Origin of the sequence: Pseudoalteromonas sp. UCD-33C, assembly GCF_001306895.1 — a bacterium.
Taxonomy (GTDB): Bacteria; Pseudomonadota; Gammaproteobacteria; order Enterobacterales; family Alteromonadaceae; genus Pseudoalteromonas.
In genome coordinates, this window is the sequence record NZ_LJTB01000001.1 from 316902 (window position 1) to 342630 (window position 25729).

The 25729-nt window shown below is 41.8% G+C and carries 18 protein-coding genes; 2 read left to right on the top strand and 16 right to left on the bottom strand.

Features of this window, described 5'->3' with window-relative positions; translation table 11 throughout:
* Positions 1-36: 36 nt before the first annotated feature.
* From AOG26_RS01345 to AOG26_RS01400, 12 genes are all read right to left on the bottom strand, one after another.
* Complete coding sequence (locus AOG26_RS01345; RefSeq protein ID WP_054560880.1) at positions 37-1005, bottom strand: PstS family phosphate ABC transporter substrate-binding protein; 969 nt, start codon at positions 1003-1005, stop codon at positions 37-39.
* A gap of 91 nt (positions 1006-1096) precedes the next feature.
* A complete protein-coding gene (gene phoR / locus AOG26_RS01350; protein ID WP_054560881.1) occupies positions 1097-2428 on the bottom strand; it encodes a phosphate regulon sensor histidine kinase PhoR in 1332 nt (443 codons plus the stop codon).
* A gap of 56 nt (positions 2429-2484) precedes the next feature.
* The gene (gene phoB / locus AOG26_RS01355; RefSeq protein WP_054551169.1) at positions 2485-3174 is read right to left on the bottom strand and encodes a phosphate regulon transcriptional regulator PhoB; all 690 of its coding nucleotides are present in this window, start codon (positions 3172-3174) and stop codon (positions 2485-2487) included.
* Positions 3175-3320: 146 nt separating this feature from the next.
* Positions 3321-4271 carry a porin gene (locus tag AOG26_RS01360; protein WP_054560882.1) on the bottom strand — a complete coding sequence of 317 codons (951 nt, stop codon included), beginning with the start codon at positions 4269-4271 and terminating at the stop codon, positions 3321-3323.
* A gap of 419 nt (positions 4272-4690) precedes the next feature.
* The gene (gene fba / locus AOG26_RS01365; RefSeq protein WP_054560883.1) at positions 4691-5755 is read right to left on the bottom strand and encodes a class II fructose-bisphosphate aldolase; all 1065 of its coding nucleotides are present in this window, start codon (positions 5753-5755) and stop codon (positions 4691-4693) included.
* Positions 5756-5952: 197 nt separating this feature from the next.
* The gene (locus AOG26_RS01370) at positions 5953-7128 is read right to left on the bottom strand and encodes a phosphoglycerate kinase (protein WP_054551165.1); all 1176 of its coding nucleotides are present in this window, start codon (positions 7126-7128) and stop codon (positions 5953-5955) included.
* Positions 7129-7170: 42 nt separating this feature from the next.
* Positions 7171-8187, bottom strand: coding sequence for an erythrose-4-phosphate dehydrogenase (epd, locus tag AOG26_RS01375; protein WP_054551164.1), 1017 nt, complete (start codon positions 8185-8187; stop codon positions 7171-7173).
* Positions 8188-8562: 375 nt separating this feature from the next.
* On the bottom strand, positions 8563-9024 hold the full coding sequence (locus AOG26_RS01380) for a methyltransferase family protein (RefSeq protein WP_082401543.1): 462 nt from the start codon (positions 9022-9024) through the stop codon (positions 8563-8565).
* A complete protein-coding gene (locus tag AOG26_RS01385) occupies positions 9021-9644 on the bottom strand; it encodes a 3'-5' exonuclease (RefSeq protein WP_054560884.1) in 624 nt (207 codons plus the stop codon). Before AOG26_RS01385 ends, AOG26_RS01380 begins: the two co-directional genes overlap by 4 nt.
* An 8-nt stretch (positions 9645-9652) precedes the next feature.
* The gene (locus tag AOG26_RS01390; RefSeq protein WP_054560885.1) at positions 9653-11491 is read right to left on the bottom strand and encodes a DUF294 nucleotidyltransferase-like domain-containing protein; all 1839 of its coding nucleotides are present in this window, start codon (positions 11489-11491) and stop codon (positions 9653-9655) included.
* 119 nt (positions 11492-11610) lie between these two features.
* The gene (locus AOG26_RS01395) at positions 11611-13335 is read right to left on the bottom strand and encodes a sodium:solute symporter family protein (protein ID WP_054560886.1); all 1725 of its coding nucleotides are present in this window, start codon (positions 13333-13335) and stop codon (positions 11611-11613) included.
* Positions 13336-13345: 10 nt separating this feature from the next.
* Positions 13346-13609 carry a DUF4212 domain-containing protein gene (locus tag AOG26_RS01400; RefSeq protein WP_054551160.1) on the bottom strand — a complete coding sequence of 88 codons (264 nt, stop codon included), beginning with the start codon at positions 13607-13609 and terminating at the stop codon, positions 13346-13348.
* Between the two features lie 387 nt (positions 13610-13996).
* Between AOG26_RS01400 and AOG26_RS01405 the strand changes: the two genes are divergently transcribed.
* Positions 13997-17437, top strand: coding sequence for a PAS domain-containing hybrid sensor histidine kinase/response regulator (locus tag AOG26_RS01405; RefSeq protein WP_054560887.1), 3441 nt, complete (start codon positions 13997-13999; stop codon positions 17435-17437).
* 36 nt (positions 17438-17473) lie between these two features.
* Here the strand turns inward: AOG26_RS01405 and AOG26_RS01410 are convergent, their stop codons facing one another.
* On the bottom strand, positions 17474-20077 hold the full coding sequence (locus AOG26_RS01410) for a DUF2339 domain-containing protein (protein ID WP_054560888.1): 2604 nt from the start codon (positions 20075-20077) through the stop codon (positions 17474-17476).
* Between the two features lie 104 nt (positions 20078-20181).
* Complete coding sequence (locus AOG26_RS01415) at positions 20182-21543, bottom strand: hypothetical protein (protein WP_054560889.1); 1362 nt, start codon at positions 21541-21543, stop codon at positions 20182-20184.
* 340 nt (positions 21544-21883) lie between these two features.
* On the opposite strand from AOG26_RS01415, the gene purU reads away from it, so the two are divergent.
* The gene (gene purU / locus AOG26_RS01420) at positions 21884-22714 is read left to right on the top strand and encodes a formyltetrahydrofolate deformylase (RefSeq protein WP_054560890.1); all 831 of its coding nucleotides are present in this window, start codon (positions 21884-21886) and stop codon (positions 22712-22714) included.
* Positions 22715-22766: 52 nt separating this feature from the next.
* On the opposite strand, the gene AOG26_RS01425 is transcribed toward purU, so the two are convergent.
* Together AOG26_RS01425 and acs are read right to left on the bottom strand one after the other, a co-directional pair.
* Positions 22767-23417 (bottom strand): response regulator transcription factor, encoded by a 651-nt coding sequence (locus tag AOG26_RS01425; RefSeq protein WP_054551155.1) that lies wholly within the window; start codon positions 23415-23417, stop codon positions 22767-22769.
* Between the two features lie 96 nt (positions 23418-23513).
* The gene (gene acs, locus AOG26_RS01430; RefSeq protein WP_054560891.1) at positions 23514-25454 is read right to left on the bottom strand and encodes an acetate--CoA ligase; all 1941 of its coding nucleotides are present in this window, start codon (positions 25452-25454) and stop codon (positions 23514-23516) included.
* Positions 25455-25729 lie beyond the last annotated feature (275 nt).

The window sequence follows — 25729 nt, forward strand, 5'->3', positions numbered from 1 at the left end:
CAATGAGCGGTTTTTTCATCTATGTCTGTATGGTTGTTACAGAAGGCCTAGCTTTTTAAGTTCAGCCATTGCCATTTTACCTGAAAGTGGCACATAACCATCTTTCTCAACAATTTTTTGACCGTCTACAGAAAGAACCATTTTTAAGAACTCTGCATCGATTGGTGAAAGCGGCTTGTTAGGGTGCTTGTTCACATAAACGTATAAGAAACGAGATAGTGGGTATTTACCTGTTGCTACGTTTTCTAATGTTGCATCAACAAAGTTATCGCCTTTCTTAGAAAGTGGAACTGTGCGTACACCTGATGTTTTATAACCGATACCTGAGTAACCAATCGCGTTCACTGAAGAAGAGATTGACTGTACTACAGATGCAGAACCAGGTTGTTCGTTTACGTTGTTACGGAAGTCACCTTTACAAAGTGCTTTCTTCTTGAAGTAACCGTAAGTACCTGATACTGAGTTACGACCGTAAAGCTGGATATCTTTTGCAGCCCAATCACCCTCAAGACCTACTTCGCTCCAACGGTTAACTTGTTCACTTGCACCACATTTACGTGTAGAAGAGAAAATCGCATCAACTTGGTCAATACGTAAACCTTTGATTGGGTTATCTTTGTGTACGAATACAGCTAGAGCATCGATTGCAACGCGAACTTCAGTTGGCTTGTAGCCATAACGCTTTTCGAATGCTTCGATTTCTTTTGACTTCATACGACGGCTCATTGGGCCGAAGTTTGCTGTACCTTCAGTTAATGCTGGAGGAGCAGTTGAAGAACCCGCTGCTTGGATTTGAATGTTTACGTTTGGATAGAAGCGTTTGTACTCTTCTGCCCAGAACGTCATCATGTTTGCAAGAGTGTCAGAACCAACAGATGAGAAGTTACCAGAGATACCACTTGTTTTAGTGTACTCAGGCATATCTTTATCAACTGCAGCTGCTTGTGCTGATACAAATGTTGTTACAGCCACACCCATTGCGGCAACGAGATTTTTGAATTTCATAGGGGTTACTCCGATTTGTTCGTCCCATTTCCTAACTGCGGTCTACTCTAATGACACTAGATGACAGTTAGATTACCCTTAAATGACATTTTTATGACTTTTCGGTTTTTTTGGTATTACCTGCAATACGCACGACTTTTTCGCTACCAAATGCAAACGCAAAGGTCGAGCCTTGTCCTAATTTACTGCTGATATCTAAACGACTATCATGCCTTGTAAGTACATGTTTTGTAATAGCTAAACCTAATCCAGACCCACCTGTCGTACGGCTACGCGCTTTATCTACACGATAAAAACGCTCGGTTAAACGGTTAATATGCTCTGCGGCAATACCATCACCATTATCGGTCACACTAAATGCGGCTTGGTTATTTTTAAGCTGCCAATCAACTACAATCTTGCCACTAGGCTTGGTGTAATGGATGGCGTTAAACACAAGATTAGAAAAGGCACTACGTAATTCATCTTCGGCCCCTTTAATGTCTAAGCTCGCATCAACATTAAAAATAAGCTCATGGCCTTTATCTTGGTTTAATGACTGTGCTTCGGTTTGAATATAGGTAAGTAGCTGCGGTACATTGACAGGCTTATCGTTATCTTGACGACGTGCCCCTTCAATACGCGACAACGACAGTAATTGATTGACCAAGCTATCCATACGCTTACATTGTTCAAGCATGGTTGTTTGCGCTTTTTGCCACATTGCAGGAGGTGGTAAGCTATCTGAATCAAGCATTTCTAAGTAACCGGTTACCACAGTAAGCGGTGTTCTCAGCTCATGAGAAACATTGGCCACAAAGTCTTTACGCATCTGCTCAAGTTGCTTTAAGCGAGTAACATCACGCACCACCATCATCAACTGTGAACTTGCATAGGGCATAACACGAAACTCTAAGGTTTGATCGTAGCTGTGGCCACCATCAAGCTCGAGCGGTTCATCGAAACAAGCTTTATGCATGTACTTTGCAAACTTAGGATCGCGAATAAGATTATCTAAGCGTTGCCCATGATCAGTAGGCCACTGTAAACCTAAAACCTTTAAAGCCAATTGGTTACACCAAATAATGCTTAGGTCTTTTTGTAATACAACCACCGCATCAGGCACAGCTTCGGCGCCATCACGAAAACGGCGTATTAAGTCTGCCAATTCATTGCGTTTTTTACGGTTGCGGTGTTGTAAATGATAGATCCCTTCAAAGACTTGCTCCCACGCTCCCTCCCCTTCGGGTGGGTTAAAACTACGTTGATTAAGGAGCCAATCGCTGAGGCGATATAATTGATGATAATGCCAAATTAAAAGTGCAAAAGAGCCTAAAAATAAAAGCAAAAAAGGCGCACCTACAAGTACGCCAACTAATAACAAGGGTAAGAAATACATAAACAGGCGTTTTGCTAACGCCTGTTTATTCACTACTCGATACATACACTCACTTTACCTTAAGTATGTAAATTAGCTTGTTAAGGTCATTGCCATGACACTTATAATTTACTTGAAAAACGATAGCCTGCACCGCGAACGGTTTGCACTAAACGGTCATGCCCTAATGGTGCAATCGCTTTACGTAGACGGCGAATATGTACATCAACAGTACGGTCTTCTACATATACATTTGTTCCCCATACATGATCAAGTAATTGTTCACGACTGTAAACACGTTCAGGATGTGTCATGAAGAAATGTAGTAATCTAAATTCAGTAGGCCCCATATCTAATTCACTACCTTCTGATGTTACACGGTGTGAGATTGGGTCAAGGCGTAAGCCATGAACTTCAATGGCTTCTTCTAATGAGGTTGGTGAAACACGGCGAATAACCGCTTTAATGCGCGCCATTAATTCTTTAGGAGAAAATGGTTTGGTTACGTAATCATCAGCACCTACTTCAAGGCCGCGTACTTTGTCTTCTTCTTCACCGCGAGCAGTCAGCATAATGATAGGGATCTGACGAGTATATTCGTTTTGCTTAAATTTCTTAGCAATTTGAATACCGCTACCACCAGGTAACATCCAATCTAATAAAACCATATCTGGGTATGGTTCAACCATAGCTTCAATCGCAGAGTCATAATCTTCTGCTTCAATTGCTTGAAAACCATTTTGCTCTAAAACAAAAACCAGCATCTCTCTGATAGGCGCTTCGTCATCGACGACTAGTACTTTACGTGACATTCCAATTTATCTCTTTCGTTAGCGAACTGGTTTCATTATTATGACTAAGTATGACATTTTTATGAAAGTCTAACGAGTAATTGAAAAAGCGCAAAAAAATCAAAGCAAAAATAGCCATTTTTTACGCTTAAATAGTAAATTTTGGATTAAAAGTCATACCTTAAAGTGACTGCAAGATGATCTTCATCAGCATTATTATCTAGTGAAAATTGCGTATACCACATGTACATACGCGCTTGTTTTGACAGGCTTCGTTCAACCCCAACAGAAGTACCGCTACCCGAATCTTTCAATTTACCAAAGCTGCCATCAGTATCTTGATATTGCGCCAGCAACTTATATTTATCTATTTTGTAAGATGCGCTCACTAAAAACCCATCTTCTTTGTCAGAACCTGTGATTTTTTCGCTTTGTTGATACATACCGCCTAGGGTTAAATCGCCTAATTTGCCTTGCGCCGTAAACCGTGTTGTATCATAACCGGCTACTTTACTGTCGTGGGCAACACTTACAAAGTAAGGCGCTTTTTTAAATTTACTATCACCATACATAAATGCCGCAGAAACACCGGTTTCTTCATCTTGTTTGGAGTTATCTTCAGCAATATAGGTGACCACAAATTGCATATTGCCAACAATTGGCGAACTGTAATGAACTACATCACCAAGGCGATTTTCACCATTAAATAAGGCTTTAACATCACCATTAAAGTCGTTCATTAAATCAATTTTACCCTGCGATACTTTTAACGCCGTATCGTGACGACCAAGCACTACCTGCCCATAGCTGCCTTGTAGACCAACATATTGATTACGCGCGGTAATATTCTCTTCAGTTTTACCATCGCTATCTTGATCTGCCGCATTTACTGCAAATTCAAACTTATATACGGCTTTTAACCCATCGCTTATTTCACCGCTGCCTTTGATCCCCATACGAGAGTTATAGCTCTCAATAGACGTTTCGCTGCCATCGCCAGTGTCGCTATTAGCAACCCCTAAATGGGCCCGACCATACACATCTACAGCTTCGGCAGCACTATGAAAAGAAATAAAGCACATTGCAAAGCTCGACAACATCATGGCAGGTTTATTCATGGTAGCGATCCTCAATTTAAGCAATAACTTAAAAATCGAACATAAAGGGCTTTTGGTCAAGGCGAGGAGGAGATATTTCACATAAAAATCACGGATCACTGATCTACCAACTTAATCAGATCAGGATCAGGTTTTTACTAAGAAGATCAACTTCAGATCAGTTTTTTACTTAGAGAATAAGATAACTTGTTGATTTAATGTTAAGATGCTCAGCATTTCGTTTAAAAGATGAGCAAAGAAAAGCCTGTGATCAGTATACAACTAGTAAAATAATGATCCGTGAAAGCGAAGGTTAGTAAAACAGTGATCCTGAAAAGCACGAGTAGGTATTTCGCTGATCCGCCTTGATCTAACTAATAATACCTATTTGAATGTAATAAAAAACCGGCATAAAGCCGGCTTTTTCAACTTATTATCAATTACTTGATTTGTGGATCAAGTTCACCCGATAAGTATTTAAGGTGCATATCATCTAAAGAGATAGGCTTGATCTTACCAGCTTGACCCGCAGTACCAAAGGCTTCGTAACGAGCAACACAGATCTCAGTCATTGCTTTCGTTGCTTCTGCTAAGTATTTACGTGGATCAAAGTTAGCTGGGTTTAAAGCTAAGTGACGACGAATTGCACCTGTTGATGCTAAACGAAGATCGGTATCGATATTTACTTTACGAACACCGTACTTAATACCTTCGATGATCTGCTCTACAGGCACACCATACGTTTCAGGGATTTCGCCACCGTATTGGTTAATCACTTCTAGCCACTCTTGTGGCACAGAAGAAGAACCATGCATTACTAAGTGTGTGTTAGGAATACGCGCGTGGATTTCTTTAATACGATCAATCGCTAAGATATCGTCTGTTGGTGGACGAGTAAATTTGTACGCGCCATGTGATGTACCACAAGCGATAGCAAGTGCATCAACCTTAGTTTTACTAACGAAATCAGCGGCTTCTTCAGGATCTGTTAGCATTTGATCAGTAGACAATTTACCTTCAGCACCAACGCCGTCTTCTTCACCTGCTTCACCTGTTTCCAGTGAACCTAAAACACCTAACTCGCCTTCAACAGACACACCACAAGCATGTGCCATTTCAACTGTTTGACGTGTTACATCAACATTGTATTCGTAGCTTGAAGGGGTTTTACCATCAGACATTAATGAGCCATCCATCATAACTGACGAAAAGCCTAACTGGATTGAGCGCTGACATACACCTGGTGAAGTACCGTGGTCTTGGTGCATTACAACTGGAATATGAGGCCATTCTTCAACGGCTGCTAAAATCATATGACGAATAAAAGGGGCACCAGCATAGGCACGTGCGCCTGCTGAACCTTGTACAATTACCGGGCTGTTTGTTTTGTCAGCCGCTTCCATAATTGCACGCATTTGCTCTTGGTTATTAACGTTAAACGCAGGTACGCCGTAACCATTTTCAGCTGCATGATCAAGAAGTTGTCGCATACTGATTAAAGCCATTTGGTATTCTCCAAATTGTATCGACAGTAGTTTCCTACTATCTAGTTTGAACGGATAAGTTATTTTTTTGATGCATCACTGCATCACGAAAAGCTCGCGCCTACCGTAACAGCTGTAAATAAAACGAGGGTGAGAGGTATTTTATTAACAGCTAAACCAGCGTAATTACCTAATAACTACGCTGGCAAACGCACTAATTACTTAGCACGTTCTTCAAGCATAGCAACTGCTGGTAATTTTTTCCCTTCTAAAAATTCAAGGAAAGCACCACCACCGGTTGAAATGTAAGAAACTTTATCGGCAATGCCGTATTTATCAATCGCTGCAAGCGTATCACCGCCACCAGCAATCGAGAATGCACTTGAGTTAGCAATCGCATCAGCAATAGCACGTGTGCCGTTACCAAATTGGTCAAATTCAAATACACCAACTGGACCATTCCATACAACAGTGCCTGCATTAGCAATGATTTTTGCTAGTTGGTTTGCTGTATCAGGACCAATATCGAAGATCATGTCTTCGTCTGTTACTTCATTCACATCTTTTAATGTCGCCACTGCAGATTCTGAGAACTCATTACCTACAACAACATCAGTTGGTACCGGTATTTCACCGTTATTAGCTTTTGCCGCAGCACTTAATTTGTTTGCTTCATCAATTAAATCAGCTTCAAATAAAGATTTACCTACTGGGTGACCTGCCGCTGCGATGAAGGTATTAGCGATACCACCACCCGTTACAAGTTGATCAACCACTTTAGAAAGTGAATCAAGTACAGTTAACTTAGTCGATACTTTAGAGCCACCAACGATAGCAACTAAAGGACGAGCTGGGTTATCAAGCGCTTTACCTAGTGCGTCTAGCTCCGCAGCAAGCAGTGGACCTGCACATGCAACATCAGCAAATAAACCCACACCGTGAGTCGATGCTTGTGCACGGTGAGCCGTACCAAATGCGTCCATTACGTAAACATCACATAATGCAGCTAGTTTTTTAGACAGTGCTTCGTCGTTTTTCTTTTCGCCAGCGTTAAAACGTACGTTTTCGAAAACAACCACTTCGTTATCAGCAACGTCTACGCCTTCTAGGTAGTCTTTTTCAAGACGAACTGTTTGCTCAAGGGCATCATTTAAATAATTAACCACAGGGGCAAGGGAAAACGCTTCATCATATTCCCCTTCCGTAGGGCGGCCAAGGTGTGACATCACCATTACTTTAGCGCCTTTTTCTAACGCTAATTTGATAGTTGGTAATGCTGCACGAATACGTGCATCAGAGGTCACTTTACCTTCTTTTACAGGCACATTTAAATCTTCACGAATTAACACGCGTTTGCCGTTTAAATCTAAATCTGCCATTTTAATGACCGACATGGACTTCTCCTTAGTTAACGATACTAATATTATATTTATAAATTATTGGCTTACAGCCATCATCGCACGCGCAGTGTCGAGCATACGATTCGCAAAGCCCCACTCATTATCGCACCACACTAACAACTTTATCAGTCGTTTATGACTAACACGTGTCTGAGTGCCATCTATGATACAAGAATGTGGGTCATGATTAAAATCTACCGATACCAATGGCTCTTCTGTATAGCTTAAAATACCGTCAAGGCGGTCTTTTGCAGCTAACTTAAGTGCTTGATTGACAGTCGCTAAATTCACATCGGTATTCACTGTTACACTTAAATCCATCGCCGTCACATTGATCGTTGGTACCCTAACAGCAATGGCTTCAAAGCGACTATGAAACTTAGGCAAAATACGCTCAATACCACGAGCAAGCTTTGTATCCACCGGAATAATAGACTGGCTTGCAGCGCGAGTACGACGTAAATCATGATGATACGCATCAATCACTTGCTGATCATGCATCGAGGCATGAATCGTTGTAATAGCCCCAGATTCAATCGAAAATGCGTCATCCAGCACTTTAATTACTGGCACAATACAGTTTGTGGTACATGAACCGTTTGAAACAATCGTATGTTCAGCTTTTAGCTCATCATCGTTAATACCATACACAATTGTGGCATCAACATCAGCATCTGCAGGCTGTGAAAACAATACTTTTTTTGCACCAGCAGCCAAGTGTAGTTCTGCATGTTCACGAGAGTGATACACTCCAGTACATTCAAGAACCACATCAACATCAAGAGTTTGCCAAGGTAGTTCTGCAGGGTTTTCTTCTGCAAATAAGGCTATAGAGTCGTTAGCAACCGTTAAAGTATCTTCGCCAAGATTAACAGGGAATGAAAAGCGGCCGTGAGATGTATCGTATTTAAGGAGATGGGCAATGCCCTTAGGGTCGGCTAATTCGTTAATAGCGACAATTTTGATTTGATCTTCAAGCCCTGATTCATACAGTGCACGGACGATATTGCGCCCGATTCGACCAAAACCATTAATTGCAAGTTTGATTGCCATGAAGAAGAAAATCCACTCTATTTGCTTGCAGATAAAGGCAACTGCCTTTTAGATGGCGGTATTGTAATCGACCTTACACATTTTTATAAGAGGGCAAGGTAAATAAAACTACTTTAACAACCCTAGATGGCTCAATTTTGGTAATCAACCTGAAGAGTTTTTATAAGAGGTCAGCCAAAATAAAAATTGCTTAGCATGTTTTAGATGGCGCAGTTTTGGTAATCGACCTTACACATTTTTATAAGAGGGCAAGGTAAATAAAACTACTTTAACAACCCTAGATGGCTCAATTTTGGTAATCGACCTTACACATTATTATAAGAGAGCAAGGTAAATAAAACTGCGTTAGCAACCTCATTCTCTTACTTTTTTCCTTTATAGCCAGCGACGAACAGTTTTTTTGTATTGCTGGTATGCTGACCCAAACTTCTCTGCCATAAACGTTTCTTCTGGCATAATTTGAAATCGATTCATATAGAGAATAAATACCGGCAGCATTATAAAACTCGCAATATTACCAAGATAAATTCCCCAACCAACTAGCATTAATAACATACCAACATACATTGGGTTACGGCTAAATTGATAAACACCACTTGTAACAAGGCTCGCCGACTTTTCTGGAATTCGAGGGTCAACGGTCGTGCCTTGCTTGCGAAATTGATAAACCCCTAATAAAGCAAACACCACACCTAAAAATGCAATGAGTAGTGCTACAAAAGATGATGCGAAAAACGAGAAGCTAAAACTCATAAACAACTCTGCTATGCCCCACATCATCAACGCAATGATCAGCAGCAGCGCGCCTGGAGGAATTTTTAATTCTAACTGATTCACACAAGCTCCCCTACTTTCAATGCCTTACCACGACTAATTTGATGACACTGGGCTAAGAATAACTCGGCCGTTGCCATAGCATCAGTAAGGGCATGGTGCGAGCTGTAATGTGGTAAGTTGTAGCGTTTACGGCATTCGCTAAGTGTTAAATCATCGTGGCCAATTTCGTGGCCTTGCTGGTGCAGGCGTTTTTTTTCAATAACAAAGGTATCAAGAATTAAACGCGCTTTTGCATCTAAGCCAAGCGTTCTGCAGGCCTGTTTTAAAAAACCCCAATCAAGTGCCGCGTTATGAAACACTAAAATGCACTCACCAAAATGCTGATGCAGCTTGCCAAGAATGGTTTCGAGGCTTTCACCTGTATCTATGTCTTGTTTTGCAATACCATGATAAATCGGACTTTGCTCTAAGCTTTGCACGTCTTTATTTATTAAGTGCTGTGCACCGCTGAGTTTAATGCATTGATCTTCTATCATCACCCACGCCACCGAGACAATTTCGTGCTGGCGAGGATCAAGGCCCGTTAATTCCATGTCTATCACTACGTAGCGCTCTTTATAGGCATCGGCTGCCAAGAGTTGCTTGCGCGCTAAATACCGACTTAACCAGCGTTTAACCATACCCTCTCCTATAAACTACCGCGAGCAAATTTAAATGCGGCGGCTTGCTGTGCCTGTTTAACCAAATAAAATGCTTCTTTTAATTGATGTCGCTCTAATGAATTCAAAGCATTTGGGTTAATACAGTTGCTAGGCAATCCTTCCTCGTTAATTTGTGTGCCTAAACGCAGTTGAGTTAAAAAACGCCAACAGTCTTTTAAGTTATACAAGTCATCTTTATTGAGTAGCGAAAATTTCATTAATGCATCAATACGCTCTTGCGTGTTAGCGCGCTGAATACCCGCTTTGAGGGAATATAAACGCACGATGTCGTTGATGATCACCACACCGCGTTTTTTTAAGTCGAGGTACTTATGCTGCTTTTCGTCTTTCTCTAATTTAAATTGATTAAACAAACCAATGGGTACAGGGGTATTTTTAATGTCGCTGGCCATAGCCGCATAGAATAAGTCGTTTTTAGAAATGCGTTTTAGCTGCTCACAAAAGCGCGCATATAAGGTAGTGGAACCTTCAATAAAACGTAGGTCAAAAAATATCTTACAATTGAGCATCGCCTCTGGTGTGGGTGAGGTGATCCACTTATGAAACTTTTCTGTCCATGCATTAATGCCCATACGGCACTGTGCATTGCTCGCCATAATATTGCCAGGGCAACGTTTTATACCGCACTCAATTAAATGCTCACAGACATACTCGCCCATGCGCTTAAAGTAATCGTGTTGTTCTTCTGTTAAATCATCAGGTAGCAACAGGCCATTATCTTGGTCAGAATGCAGTGTTTGCTCTTCCCTTGCTTGTGAACCAAAACAAATAAAACTAAAGCTGGTTGGTGCCGCGCCATTATCTTCTTGGAACAAACGGATCAAACGCGAAGTCAGTGCATCGGTTAAGCCACTTAATAATTTACCAATCAAGGAGATATCATCAATATTGTTTGAAAAACCTTTTAATAAACCGGGTATCTCTTGCGAATAACGCTTTAAATCAACCACGCTGTGCGCTTTGTAAATTCGTCCAATCAATTGTACTGGGTCGCTTTTTTGCTGACGCAGCAAATCAGTACTGGTGAGCATACCTAGGGGTTTGTGATGTTCATCAAGCACAGGTAAATGGTGAATATTGTGCTTAAGCATTAAGTGTAGCGCCGAAAACACGCGGTTATTTTCAAAAATAAACTTGGGCTTACACGTCATGATGCTACTTACTGACTCTTGAGGGTCAACCTCATCGGCCAATACGCGGTTGCGTAAATCTCGGTCGGTGACAACCCCAACGAGGCGATCATGTTCCGTTAACATAATCGACGAAACACCCTGTTGTTTCATTTTTTTAGCGGTTTGACGAATACTTGCATCTGGTGCCAAGGTAACGGCTTTGCGATTCATCAATTCGCAAATTTTCTTCTCCGACCAACTGTCGTTTTGACTTTTATAATGAGACGACAATAAACGGTTTTTGTGGGCGCGAACAAAGTATTGCTCAAACACTTTATACTCACGGCGTAAGTAATCAAATGCCGATTGGTTTAACATGTAAACAATGCCTTCCTTTTGCACTGAAATACTATTTTGAATCGCTTCGCCAGTTAACAGTGAAGGAAAACCAAAGTAATCGCCACTCGATAACTTAGTAATCACATCGCCTTTTGGGTCGACTAAATCATAATCGCCAGAGCGAATTAAAAATAATCTGAGATTATCTGAACTTAACCACTGATTTTGATTCTCACGGGTCAGATAAATAATATCGAGATGGTTTACAAAATACTCACTGGCAGCGCCATCAAGCTGATTAAATGGAGTTTGTTGCATCACAAATTGGGCGACTTCCTGTTGCTCGGTATTCATGGTCATTCTCGCTATAAAATAGAGACAATATCTACACTACCCCTGTTTGAAATAAATAAAAAGCCCGACTTAAGTCGGGCTTTTGAACTTCAAGAGTGTGTTCTTATAAAATGGTTTTATTAGTGCGCGTGTGCTGCGCTCGAACCTTTAGGGTTACGGATACCTTCAACCATTTCTTGGATTTCAACTGGTGTTTCAGCCGTTAGTTTAAGTACGATAGCTGCAACTACAAAGTTAACAATCATACCAATAAGACCGATACCCTCAGGCGAAATACCAAATAACCAGTTTGCAGGAGCATTCAATTCAGGGCTTACGAACTTGAAGTAGATAATATAAGCCGCTGTGAATGTAATACCTGTCACCATACCCGCAATCGCACCTTCTTTATTCATCTTCTTAGAGAAGATACCCATAATGATAGCTGGGAAGAAGCTCGCCGCTGCTAAGCCAAAGGCGAAAGCAACAACCGAAGCCACAAACCCTGGCGGGTTAATACCAAAGTAAGCTGAAATCACAATCGCTATCATCGCAGCTAAGCGCGCTGCAAGTAGCTCTTGTTTGTCACTTATATCTGGTTTTAAGGTGCGTTTTAATAAGTCATGCGATACCGAGGTCGAGATCACCAATAGTAAGCCTGCTGTTGTTGATAGCGCTGCTGCGATACCACCTGCTGCTACTAATGCAATCACCCATGCTGGTAAGTCTGCAATCTCAGGGTTTGCAAGTACCATGATGTCGCGGTCAACTTTAACTTCGTTTGCGCTGTTTGGATCATCAATCTTACCTGCTGAGTAGAACATTTTACCGTCACCATTTTTATCGTTAAAGGTGATTAGGCCTGTTCTTTCCCAGTTTTTAACCCAAGCTGGTGCTTCTGCGTACTCTGTACCGCTACCGTCTTTACCGTTAATTGTATCAATCATGTTTACACGAGCGAATGACGCTACAGCAGGTGCTGTTGTATAAACGATTGCAATGAAAACAAGTGTCCATGCAGCTGAGATACGCGTGTCTTTAACACGTGGAACAGTGAAGAAACGAACAATTACGTGCGGTAAACCTGCAGTACCAACCATTAGCGCGCCAGTGATTGCGAATACATCAATCATGCTCTTCGAGCCTTCGGTATACTGCGCAAAGCCAAGCTCGGTACTGAGCCCATCTAGTTTATCGAGGACAAACTGTCCTGAGCCATCGCTAAGAGTTGCACCGAAACCGGTTTGTGGGAAGAAGTGACCTGTCATCATCATTGAAATGAAGATTGCTGGAACAAGGTAAGCAAATACTAGTACACAGTACTGAGCTACTTGCGTATATGTAATCCCCTTCATACCGCCTAATACAGCGTAGAAGAATACAATCACCATACCAATGTAAACACCGGTCTCAATATCTACTTCTAAGAAGCGAGAGAAAACCACACCTACACCACGCATTTGACCTGCGATATATGTGAAACAGATAAAAATAGCACATAAAATTGCAACAACACGTGCAGCTTGTGAGTAATAACGGTCACCGATGAAATCAGGTACCGTGAACTTACCAAACTTACGTAGGTAAGGAGCTAAACAAAGTGCAAGTAGTACATAACCACCTGTCCAACCCATTAGATATACACCACCGTCATAGCCCGCAAACGAGATAATACCCGCCATTGAGATAAACGATGCCGCACTCATCCAGTCAGCAGCGGTTGCCATACCATTTGCTAGCGGCGGTACACCGCCCCCTGCAACATAGAATTCATTTGTTGACCCAGCACGAGCCCAGATTGCGATGCCGATATAAAGCGCAAAGCTTAAACCGACGATAATAAACGTGAGTGTTTGAACATCCATTGCTTAGCTCCTATTCGTCTACGCCGTATTTTTTATCTAACGTATTCATTTTGAAAACGTAAACAAAAATCAAAGCAACAAAGGTATAAATAGCGCCTTGCTGGGAGAACCAGAAGCCGAGTTTAAACCCAAAAAAACGTATCTCGTTAAGTACGTCTACCAGTAAAATGCCGAAGCCAAATGACACGACAAACCAAATTGCTAATAATTTAAATAGCAGTGCGAGGTTTTCCGCCCAATAAGCTTTTGCTTGTTCTTCATCTTTAAAAGCCATTTTTTATCCCCTTATGCATTACAAGAAAGTAATGAGTGGTATTAGTTGTCATTAACTAAGTTAGCAAGGGTTCTGATTTATGGAATTGAGACCATAGTCGTAACAGCTAGTTTACGTTTACGTAAACTGCAAAACACCATTTGTTAACGAATGGTAAAAAACAATATTTAACAACAACTTAACCTACAAAGATAAATTTACGAAATAACGAAAATAGTAAAAACGAATGATCTGCGACATTAGTCTAATAAAGATACATAAAACAGTACTATTTATTAATTTTCAATAACTTGCATTTTATTAATTATTATTGCAAAAAATCTTGCCATCGAAATCGCGCATAATTCTGGTAAGGTAGTGTTATTACAATAATTACTGAATTTAAACATGACAGCTGCGCTTTTATTTGTTGCACTCGCCTATATTGGCGTGTTGTTTTGGTTGGCAAATTGGGGAGACAAAACCACTCCTCTTGCTAAAAGAATTAGTCACCACCCATTTGTTTATTCTTTTTCATTAGGGATTTACTGTACGTCTTGGACTTACTACGGTTCAGTTGGTACAGCAGCCACCAGCAGTTGGAATTACTTACCTATTTTAATTGGCCCTGCGTTGCTTTTTTTCTTTGGCCAAGGGTTTTTACGTAAATTAGTACTGGTCAGTAAAAAACAAAATATTACGACCATCGCCGACTTTATTTCTGCTCGCTATGGTAAACGGCAGACCACCGCCATTATGGTGACAATTATCGCTTTATTGGCGACGATTCCGTATATCGCACTGCAATTAAAAGCACTGAGTAGCAGCTTCTTACTACTGCAAAACGACGATCGTATTTCGGGCTCTATGCTCGCCCTTTCGGCAACACTCATTATGGCGATGTTTGCGATATTCTTTGGTACTCGTAAAGTCGATGTAACCGAATATCGCTCAGGGCTTATGCTCGCTGTCGCCTTTGAATCTATGATTAAGTTATTAGCTTTAGTGGCCGTTGCGGGGCTTGCTTTATATACATTATTTAATTTAACTACGGTGCAAACCGAGCAGCTAACGGGCTCTATTTGGAAGCACTGGCATAACTTCGACTTTTTTAGCTTTAACTTTATCGGCCAGTCATTAATGGCGGCAGCGGCGATTATCTGTTTACCAAGGCAGTTCCACGTGACTGTGGTCGATAACCAAGATAAACGCCACCTTTATACTGCCCGCTGGGCATTCCCCCTGTATTTGTTACTTACTGCTGCAATGATTTTCCCTATTGCAACGGCAGCTATACACCCAGGCATTGGCAGTGGCTTCTCACCAGATAGCTTTGTATTAGCCCTACCACTGATGCACGAAAACGCCTTTTTAACGACCTTTGTATTTATCGGGGGTCTATCTGCGGCTACAGCGATGATTGTTGTAGCCACACTCACGCTCAGCACTATGATTTCAAACGATGTGGTATTGCCGCTAATGCTGCGTCGTAAGTTTAAACGTAACCTCATCACTAGCAGTTATAAGTCGCAAATCCTGTTAGTAAGACGCTTCACGATTGCCGGCATTTTGATTTTGTCGTATTTCTACCAGCAATGGTTTGGCCATGGTAAAGCATTGGCTAGTATGGGTTTAGTGGCCTTTTCTTTAGTGTCGCAATTACTTCCTGCGATTGTGGGTGGCCTATATTGGCGAAAAGGCCATGCTTATGGGGTTTATGCCGGATTATTAGCAGGCTTTATTTGCTGGGTCTTATTCTTAATGCTGCCTATTTTAGATGCAGGCAACACCTTAAACGCAGAGCTACAACAAACACTTATTACTCGTGGCACCCTAATCGCCTTATTTGCCAATATTGGCTGTTACATTAGTTTTTCGCTCGGTGCAGATGAGCGTTTAATTGATAAAATTCAAGCAGCAGCCTTTGTAAATCCAAAAGAGCAAGCCGTATTCGCCAGACGCTTAAATAAAAACGTGAAAGCCACCGTTTACGATTTTAAAGTGCTGCTGCAAACCTTCTTAGGCGTGCAACGCTCGCAGCAAGTACTGGCTCATTTTGCGTTGTCGCATAACTTAGATGACAACAACGCGCACCCAGAACCTGAGTTTATTGCTTATTGTGAGCGCGCCTTAACCGGTGTACTTGGCGCATCTTCAGCACAAGCGCTGATCCACACGGTTGCTTCTGGTAAACGTATGGCCTTTGAAGAAGTGGTTAACTTTTTTGATGAAACCACACAAGCCCTGCAATTTAATCAAAACTTATTATTTACCTCTCTCGAAAACCTCAGCCATGGTATTTCGGTTGTTGATAAAGAGCTTAATTTAGTGGCATGGAATAAGCGCTACGCAGAGATGTTTGCCTACCCAGATAACTTTCTTGAAGTAGGCCAACCAATTGAAGATGTGCTTAGATACAATGCCGAGCGCGGTGAATGTGGCCCCGGTGAAGTTGAACGCCATGTAGAAAAGCGCGTGCAGCATCTTAAAAACGGCACGCCCCATCACTTTATTCGTCACCGCCGTAATGGCCAAGTGTTCGAAATGATTGGTAACCCACTGCCTGATGGCGGCTTTGTAACAAGTTTCTCTGATATTACCACGCATATCGAAACGCAAAATGCGCTTGAAGAAGTAAACATGGATCTTGAAAACCGCATTGAAGCGCGTACTCAAGAAATCCGTACTATCAATAAAGATTTACAAGCACAAATCGATAGCCGAGTACAAACTGAGCAAGCACTTACTTTAGCGAAAAAAGAGGCTGAACAAGCCAATGACAGTAAAACACGATTTTTAGCCTTGGCTAGCCACGATATTTTACAACCGCTGAATGCGGCGCGCCTATACCTTGCAGCCATTGATGATAAAACCCTTTCGAGCAACAACTTAAATAACTTTGAAAAGCTTGGCGCAAGCTTAGATTCAACGGTGCATTTGATGTCGGCGCTGTTAGAAATTGCCAAGCTCGAGCAAGGGGCAATGACCCCTACCCCGCGCCACTTTAGTATTGATGACATACTTGCCCCGCTGAAAAATGAATACGCCATTATGTCGAGCGAAAAAGGCTTAAAACTGACGGTTCGTTCAAAGGGAGTTATCGTTCACAGTGATATCACTTACTTACGACGAATTATTCAAAACTTGGTGTCAAATGCGGTTAAATACACCGATAGTGGCCGAGTTTTAATTGCTTGTCGCAAACGCAAACACCATTTACGAATTGAAGTATGGGACACAGGCCCCGGCATTACAGAAGTAGAGCAAGCGAAAATCTTCAATGACTTTTACCGTATTGAAGCGGGAGATAACAAAGGGGTTGGCCTTGGCTTAGGAGTAGTTAAACGAATGGCCGACTTACTCTCTTTACGTTTAGATGTAAGTTCAACACCTGGCAAAGGTAGCCGCTTTAGTATTGAAGTACCTTATGGTGAAAGCCAATTTATTCAACAAAAAGATACGCCTAAAAAAGGGGTTGAGAACCGCAGTGCGATGAACATTATTGCAGTGGATGATGACCCTGAAAACCTTAATGCCATGGCAAGCCTATTGCAAAAGTGGCAGGCAAATTATCAGCTCTTTGATCAGGTTGAAACCGTGATGGCCTATGCCAAAGAGCACCGAGCGCCCGATGTGATCTTAATGGATTACCAGTTGGGTCATGATTGCGATGGCATAACCCTTATTAAAACCCTAAGAGAAATTTGGCAAAGCCCAGTGCCTGCCATTTTAATCACAGCGGTGCGTGATGAAGCCCTTAAACAGCAAACCAAAGAAGAGCAAATTCATTACCTTAGTAAACCCGTTAAGCCCGCAAAACTCAAAGCACTGCTTAACCACAGTACTTAACAATAGTGCTTAACCAACGTATTTAACAACATCGATTTAAGGCAAAGCAGTAGGCTTTGCCTTAAATTTTTGGAACAACCAACTAAGCCCAACTAACGACAAGCCTAAGCCGATAAACGAAATAGCCCGCAGCAACCCGGTTAAGTTTGCCATATCAATCAAGAACACTTTTAACACCACCAGCGCCAATAAGCCAAGGCCGAGCTTTTGTAATACCGTAATGGTTCTTAACTGCCCCACCACAACCACCAAGGCACCGATAACAAGCCAAACTAAAGAATAACTGTAAAGCTCGGCATCTGAAGTTGGCAAAGCAATATTTATAAACTCGCCTTGCCAGTTATGGCGAATTTCCGCATTGATATATAAAACACTTATCACACCTGCAAGTGCTGTAAACAGCTTTTGTAAATAGTGCTGAGATTTAGTCAGTTGGCTTGCCCAAATTGCAATACAGGCGGGGACTAACCAAAGTAATAGTAACCAGTTAATAATCGGCCAACTGCCTATATTTATCGGCTCAAAAAACGGATTTACAGCAGTAAAGCTTTTCAGTATTAGTAAGCCACTCAGTGTTAATAACGCAAAACCTGCTACTTGATAGAGTTTTGCCAATTGCGCAGTAAAGCGTGAACGCAGTAAATAAACACAACCTAATATACCCCAGTTACAGGTTAATAAAATATGCTCATACACAGACAAGCTCTCAAAGTCTGGGTAGTGCCCCACCAACTGATAGCTCGTCTCTGTGGTAATAAATAAAGCAATGCAATGAAGCGTTGCACCTTCTAGCCACACCCGAACAGATTGCTGCTGCCAGTGCCTCGCTGCAAAGTAAAATAAGCAAGCGCATACTGGGTATACAACCAAACTCCAGTGCACTCCGAGCAGCAACGCATCACTGTAATCAGTTGACCAAGGTGCAAAGCTTAACCTAACTAGTAAAGCGCCAACTAAGCCCTTAAGCGGCCAAGTAGGTATGCTGAGTGACTGTTTCTTGACATAAAAACTGATCAACAACACTTGCGCAGCAAGCGCTAAGGTCAAGCTGCTGCCTTCAAGGAGCATGGTTAACGCTAAGCTAATATTGGCATTACCGCCAAGCCAGTAACTAAATACCCGCATCGGATTAGTGCTAATGACTGATAACTTAAATAACCAAGCAGACAGAGCCAATAATACAAAGCACCAAACCGGATACGCCGTCATCAAGGCATGATCGGGAGTGATAACATATAAGCAACTAATAATCACAAAACTTGAAAGTGAAGCGGGTAAAGCAAAACCTAAGCGTTTAGGGTATTTACGACCAAACAAAAACCCATAACCCGCGAACAAAGCAATAAAAAACAGCCCTGCTCCGTAATTTTGCCGAAATACAAAAAGCTGCTCAGAGTAATCAACAGCATTGTGTTGCCCTGTAAGCAAACACACCACACTCAACACAGCTAGCATCAGCCAGTGATCCCATGCACTGTTTTTTAATACCAAAAGAAGCAGTAAAGCCACTAACGACAACATACTAAGCTGCCAAGTAAGCAGTTGGTTACTGCTCATGAGTAAAAGATAAAGTGGCACGACAACAGCTATCAACAGAGGGTTGTCGGGCAGTTGCTTAAGTAGTGTTTTAAAGCGATGTGGACGATATTCTATTTGTTTAATACTCAGCCCTAGGCGTGGAATCGCAATTAACAATACGATGCTAAATAGAGCATAAAGATTAATAAACCAATGCAGATTTTTAGCTGCACCCATTGCAACTAGGTAATACCAGCCTAAGTGACCTGCCCATAACAGATACCACAACCAATGCCGTTTTACGTAATGCGCGACTAGCGAAGCCGATACACTGACAAACGCAACATAGGTTAGCAGTGCTATAAAGTCATTACTCCCGTTATTGACCCAAACCGGCACGCTGTAGGCACCAATAATACCAATGACCGCAAGCATAGGACCAAAACGCAGTGCCATCCAGCTTGCTGCTACAGAAACTAAGGTTAAAATGCTAAATGCCGGTAAAGCTTGCAGTAAGCCATAATGGCTGTAGGCCAGCAAGGTCAATGCAAAACAACTAATAAAACCACCACTTGCCAGCGCTGCGGGAATATAGTTGCTAAACCCATCAAAAATAATACCTTTGCGATGTAAGACCTCAGCCGCGACAATTAAGCTCAAACCAAAAATAGCGCCAAGCGTAAGTCGCATGGTTTCGGATAATAAGCCTGCCTCCAGTGAATAGCGGGCTAAAAAGATACCGCCAAAGGCAAGTGCAACCGCTCCTACCCAAGTTAACCAATTGGCTTTGATTTGTGTAACGAGTTGGCTTACTAGCGGATTTAAAGTCGCAGGCTTGGGTTTTGTTTGCTCTGGCTTTTTATTAGTAGCCTCAATCGGCTTACTAATGACTACAGGCTCTGGTTCAAATTTTGCTGTGTCAGTCAGTTCGTCGTTTGAATTATCAAACTGATTTGCAGTATTTGCTTGTGGATTATGACTATATGTCGCGTTAAGTTTGACTCGAAGAGCAGCTACTTCTCGCTTTAAACTGGAGAGTTGAAAAAAGGCAAAAATACCCGCAATGGAGCCACCTACAACAACTAGTGCTAGTAATATTAGTAACGCAATACCGCCATCCATACTCTCTCCTTGTGTACGCTTTAAACAAAAAGCAAAAGCCTTAATTGTTTATACAATAAACACTTAGCAAGAGTAAATAAACAACGATATTGCGTTTTAGCCGGTTAAGACTGTTCAGTCACCGTACGCTCTAAGGTCATTTTAAAACCTGAGTCTGTGGTTTCATCGTGTTCAATCACTAAGATATAGTTACCTTCTTCGGTAAAATCCATATCGCTTTGTTGTAATAGCACAATCTGTTGACCATTGTCTTCATAGACCACATAGGTTGTATAAACTTCGTTATCAACCACCTGTTCTTGCTGGTCGTATTGATCTAACCCTTCAACAACATTGCTGGTATCTTCAACCGTTTCACCATTGAGGGTGAAGTACACATCAACTTCGTCAATCTCTTGCCCTGCATAGCTATCAATTAAGTTAACCACAGTAACTGCGTGGCTGTAGCTGCTTGGAGTTAGGTTTTCTTCAATGGTCATCATACGAGGCCCGTAATCTTTGTCATTGTAGAAAAGACCAACCGCACTTTGCTCACGCTCTAATGTCATTAAGAAGTTATCGACAATTGTGTCACCCGCTTCGTCTAACATAGCGACGCTATAACTATTTGGTGACATGCTCATGTATTCAGAGTAACTATCGTTGCTAACAACTTCGGTGTTGGTCGCCGTTGTGCCTCGGGTTACTTTAAACTGGGTTTGCGTGTAATCATCGATGGTATTGATAAAACGCAGCTGACCTTGCGCGTCTTGGTGGTTTAGTTGTGTTACTGAGCTACTTGCCGTCACGACATCAAGCGTAATACCATCTTCTTCTGTTGCATAACTTGGGCGGATCATCGCCATGTACGTTGCTTCATCATTAAAGTACACGGTTGGTGATTCAAAAATCACATCAGTGCTGCCGCTAGCGGTAATATAAATAGTGTAATAACCTTCCTCAAGCGTCGCTAATTCTGGCTCAACGAGGTATTGCGAAGTCATTAATAACTCAGCGGTATCAAATAACCCGTCGTCAGTGGCAACGTATACATCGTAAAGGTTATCTTCGCCAACGATATTAAAAAAGCCAACATTGAATTCATCTTCATCGCTTGACGTCGGAACACTTAGCTCAGTAAAAATTGGTTCAGCAAAATCACCATTCATTACTAGCAACTGAGTTTGATCATTTTTAATTTTGATGGTTTCTTCGTCGATGGTGATATAACTATCATTTGCATCAACATATTCAAAACTGAGTTCATACTCCCCCGAACTGTAGTTATGACGAGTTGATACATCACCAAAATCTGCCCCCGAACGTTCAGTGTCATCAACAAATAAACGCGTGTATGGGCTGTTGTAAGAGCCATTGTACAGTTGCACATAGCCACTGTTGCTACTGCTGCTGTCATCGCTTGAACAGGCAGCCAGTACCGAAAGCAAACTTGAGGCAACAATTGTTTTAAGCAGAGTGCTTTTCATGGAATTTTTTCCTTATTGTTTGTAATACCCCATTCTGACTCGAATAGTGCGAAAAAATTCTATGTTTTACAAACTATTACCTTCACTTACAGTTACTTACGATAAGGTTAAAAAGTGTAGAAAATGATGTAGAAAAGCACTTAATTAATCATAATTATGGACAGAAAATCACATTTATAGTGAAAGCAGCTTACTTTTACACGAAAAGTAAATAATGATTACATTTTAGACGCTTATACAATCAAATCAGATAAATTATTAGATAGTCAAATTTGCGCTATGCAGCACAAAAAAATTAGCAAATAATGGTGTTCACACAAACGGGATTAGAATGAGGACTATGAACACGATTTTAACCACACAATGCGATGATGATGTTGGTCTAATTGCCAAGATCACCGGCCTTTGTCATCAGCATAATTTAAATATTACACGTAATAACGAATTTGTAGATAAAGGCGCTAAACGCTTTTTTATGCGTACAGAGTTAAGCGGCGTTATTTCAGATGACTTTTTACCAAGTCTTGCTGAGCTACTTCCTGATGGCGCAGAGCTTGCCCTGCACAGCAGCGAAAAAACCAAAGTGGTATTGCTTGCTACCAAAGAAGCGCACTGTTTAGGTGGTGTATTACTAAAGCAATTCGAAAAAGCCTTAAACATCGAAGTACTGGCTGTGATTGCCAACTACGCCGACTTAGCGCCACTGGCTGCAGGCTTTGGTGTACCATTTCATGTGGTATCGCACGAAGGCTTAAGCCGTGCGGAGCATGATCAACAAGTCGGTGATTTAATAGCCAGCTATCAGCCTGACATTATTGGCCTTGCTAAATATATGCGTATTTTAAGCCCTGAATTTGTGGCGCGCTTTGAAGGTAAGATTATTAATATTCACCATTCATTTTTGCCAGCCTTTATTGGCGCAAAGCCTTACCATCAGGCATTTGAGCGCGGTGTAAAAATTATTGGCGCGACCGCTCATTTTGTTAATAATGAGCTTGATGAAGGGCCGATTATTTTACAAGATGTGACGCATGTCAGTCATGCGGATACCGCAGAGATGATGGCAAAAATGGGTAAAGATGTAGAGAAAACAGTGTTCTGCAAAGCGTTGCAGCTCGCATCTGAACATAAACTGTTTATCAATGGTAATCGAACCGTGGTGTTCGCTTAAGCAATAAAATGAAGAGGCTGAATGGCCTCTTTATTGTTTTTATTATCTTTTGTTATGCCGACTCAATAGGCTCTAATTGTAACTTAGAGGCAATTAATACCGCTTGAGTACGATTATACACACCTAGCTTTCTAAAAATTGCTGTAATGTGTGCTTTAACGGTTGCTTCGGAAATATGTAACTCGTAAGCAATCTGTTTGTTTAACAAGCCTTCGTGTAAGTATTGCAACACCTTGTATTGCTGCGGCGTTAGTGAAGCCACTTGCGCAGCAATTTCTTTGTCTTCGCCATCTACGGCAGCCACTTTATCTTTAAGCTCAAGTGGAAGCCAAACATCGCCTTCAAGTATGTGGTTGATTGCCAGCGCAATATCATCTGATGAAGATGATTTTGGAATAAATCCCATCGCACCATAACCCATTACTTTAGAAACTACATTGATGTCTTCGCTGCCAGAAACAACAGCTATTGGTAAGCTTGGATAGTCTTCGCGAATGCGAATAAGGCCGTATAAATCGCCATTGCCTGGCATGTGAAGGTCTAGTAGTAAGATATCAAGATCTTCTTGCTCGCTCAGCACCTGCAAAGTGGTATCAAAGTTTTCCGATTCAAACACTTCTAAATCAGCGAACTTAGCACTCAATGCCCCTTTCAGCGCTTCACGAAATAACGGATGATCGTCCGCTATTAAAAACTGACTCATGGTTCACTCCTAATAAATTCGGCTGACACCTATTTCTAAGTGACAGCCGATATACTACGTTTAGAATCAACTTCTAATCAAGTTTTTAACGCGATTTTAACGATTTAATCGGTTTTCGATTAGCTCATCAACAACGCTCGGATCGGCTAGTGTAGAAGTATCTCCAAGCTGTTGGTGCTCATTTGCCGCAATTTTACGTAAAATTCGACGCATGATCTTACCAGAACGAGTTTTCGGTAAACCTGGAGACCATTGGATCATATCTGGTGATGCAATTGGGCTTAACTCTTTACGAACCCAGTTACGTACCTCTTTTGTTAGTTCATCGCTCACTACAACACCCTCATTTGGAGTGATGTAAACATAGATGCCCTGACCTTTAATATCATGTGGGTAACCTACTACTGCAGCTTCTGCTACTGCTTCGTGAGCAACCAATGCACTTTCGATTTCTGCAGTACCTAGGCGGTGACCTGATACGTTAAGTACGTCATCTACACGGCCTGTGATCCAGTAGTAGCCATCTTCATCACGACGACAACCATCACCTGTGAAGTACACGCCTGGGTATGCTGAGAAATAGGTTTGTTCAAAGCGTTCATGGTCGCCATAAACTGTACGTGCTTGTGATGGCCAGCTATCTAAAATAACAAGGTTACCGTCAACCGCGCCTTCTAGTGTATTACCCTCAGCATCAAATAGTGCTGGTGCAATACCAAAGAATGGACGTGTTGCTGAGCCTGGCTTCATATCTGTTGCACCTGGTAATGGTGTGATCATGATGCCGCCAGTCTCAGTTTGCCACCAGGTATCTACGATTGGGCAGTTTTCGTTACCAATATGCTCGTAATACCATGCCCACGCTTCTGGGTTAATTGGCTCACCTACAGAACCCATAACACGAAGACTTTTACGAGTTGAAGTCGCTGTTGGCTCATCGCCTTTCGCCATTAGAGCACGAATAGCAGTTGGTGCTGTGTAAAGGATAGTCACGTTGTGCTTATCAATTACTTCACCCATACGCCCCGCTGTTGGGTAAGTTGGTACACCTTCAAATACGACTTGCGTGCAGCCATTCACTAATGGGCCATAAGCAATGTAGCTGTGACCTGTGATCCAGCCCACATCGGCACTACACCAGAAAATATCGTCTTCTTTAAGATCAAACACATATTCATGTGTCATCGATGCATAAACAAGGTAACCACCGGTAGTATGAACCACCCCTTTTGGTTGACCCGTTGAGCCTGAAGTATAAAGAATGAAAAGCGGATCTTCTGCATTCATTGGTTCAGGTTCGCACTCAGTTGGTAAGTCAGCGACAAGCTCATGCCACCAAACATCATGACTATTCCATTCAACTTCACCACCCGTTAGCTGATGAACAATAACGTGCTCAACGGTGGTTACTGAGTCTTGTGATACCGCTTCATCAACATTTGCTTTAAGTGGTACGCAGTTGCCAGCACGGCGACCTTCGTCTGAAGTAATTACCACTTTAGCGCCTGAGTCATTAATTCGGTCAGCAATCGCTGATGGAGAGAAACCACCAAATACTACAGAGTGAATCGCACCAATACGCGCACACGCTTGCATAGCGTAAATAGCCTGCGGTGTCATTGGCATATAAATAGCAACACGGTCACCTTTTGATACGCCTAATTTTTTAAGGCCGTTGGCTAGCTTAGCTACTTCGTCGTGAAGCTGTTGGTAGCTAATATTTTCGTTGTGTTCAGGGTTGTCGCCTTCCCAAATAAGGGCTGTTTTATCGGCTTTAGTGGCAAGGTGGCGGTCAATACAGTTGTAAGATGCGTTAAGTTGGCCGTCTTCATACCAGCGAATGCTGATGTGGCCTTTGTCGAATGAGGTGTTCTTTACTTTGTTATAAGGAGTTGACCAATCAAGGCGTTTACCGTGCTCTCGCCAAAATCCTTCAGGGTCATCAATAGATTGCTTGTACAGTGTATTATATTTATCGTTATCAACTAGTGCTGCATTCTTGATATGCGCTGGTACTGGATAGATACTTTCTGACATTGTTGTCGTCTCCATTTTAATTACTTGCCTACGGCCTGCTTCAAGGATCACTCAGCAAAGCCCCTGAAAGTATTAGACCTTAGTTGTATATCTTGTCATTTAACAAAAAACTTTAAAATTGCCTTCTATAATCTAGTCCAATGTTAGGTTGGATGCGATTTAACTACCCATTCCACCTTAGTCTAATAGACCAATAGATAATTGAGAGAAGTCATTTCTTAAACAACAGTGATACAACAACATTAATGCAATCAACAAGTAGCTTCGACAGGAAT

What these genes read in the sequence shown, in the direction of transcription:
- fba (WP_054560883.1), bottom strand. Translation starts at nt 5,755, where the DNA reads ATGGCTTTAATCAGTATGCGACAACTTCTTGATCATGCAGCTGAAAAT.
- AOG26_RS01395 (WP_054560886.1), bottom strand. Translation starts at nt 13,335, where the DNA reads ATGGATGTTCAAACACTCACGTTTATTATCGTCGGTTTAAGCTTTGCG.
- purU (WP_054560890.1), top strand. Translation starts at nt 21,884, where the DNA reads ATGAACACGATTTTAACCACACAATGCGATGATGATGTTGGTCTAATT.
- AOG26_RS01415 (WP_054560889.1), bottom strand. Translation starts at nt 21,543, where the DNA reads ATGAAAAGCACTCTGCTTAAAACAATTGTTGCCTCAAGTTTGCTTTCG.
- phoR (WP_054560881.1), bottom strand. Translation starts at nt 2,428, where the DNA reads ATGTATCGAGTAGTGAATAAACAGGCGTTAGCAAAACGCCTGTTTATG.
- AOG26_RS01360 (WP_054560882.1), bottom strand. Translation starts at nt 4,271, where the DNA reads ATGAATAAACCTGCCATGATGTTGTCGAGCTTTGCAATGTGCTTTATT.
- AOG26_RS01425 (WP_054551155.1), bottom strand. Translation starts at nt 23,417, where the DNA reads ATGAGTCAGTTTTTAATAGCGGACGATCATCCGTTATTTCGTGAAGCG.
- AOG26_RS01410 (WP_054560888.1), bottom strand. Translation starts at nt 20,077, where the DNA reads ATGGATGGCGGTATTGCGTTACTAATATTACTAGCACTAGTTGTTGTA.
- AOG26_RS01370 (WP_054551165.1), bottom strand. Translation starts at nt 7,128, where the DNA reads ATGTCGGTCATTAAAATGGCAGATTTAGATTTAAACGGCAAACGCGTG.
- acs (WP_054560891.1), bottom strand. Translation starts at nt 25,454, where the DNA reads ATGTCAGAAAGTATCTATCCAGTACCAGCGCATATCAAGAATGCAGCA.
- AOG26_RS01390 (WP_054560885.1), bottom strand. Translation starts at nt 11,491, where the DNA reads ATGAATACCGAGCAACAGGAAGTCGCCCAATTTGTGATGCAACAAACT.
- epd (WP_054551164.1), bottom strand. Translation starts at nt 8,187, where the DNA reads ATGGCAATCAAACTTGCAATTAATGGTTTTGGTCGAATCGGGCGCAAT.
- AOG26_RS01405 (WP_054560887.1), top strand. Translation starts at nt 13,997, where the DNA reads ATGACAGCTGCGCTTTTATTTGTTGCACTCGCCTATATTGGCGTGTTG.
- AOG26_RS01345 (WP_054560880.1), bottom strand. Translation starts at nt 1,005, where the DNA reads ATGAAATTCAAAAATCTCGTTGCCGCAATGGGTGTGGCTGTAACAACA.
- AOG26_RS01400 (WP_054551160.1), bottom strand. Translation starts at nt 13,609, where the DNA reads ATGGCTTTTAAAGATGAAGAACAAGCAAAAGCTTATTGGGCGGAAAAC.
- phoB (WP_054551169.1), bottom strand. Translation starts at nt 3,174, where the DNA reads ATGTCACGTAAAGTACTAGTCGTCGATGACGAAGCGCCTATCAGAGAG.
- AOG26_RS01385 (WP_054560884.1), bottom strand. Translation starts at nt 9,644, where the DNA reads ATGGTTAAACGCTGGTTAAGTCGGTATTTAGCGCGCAAGCAACTCTTG.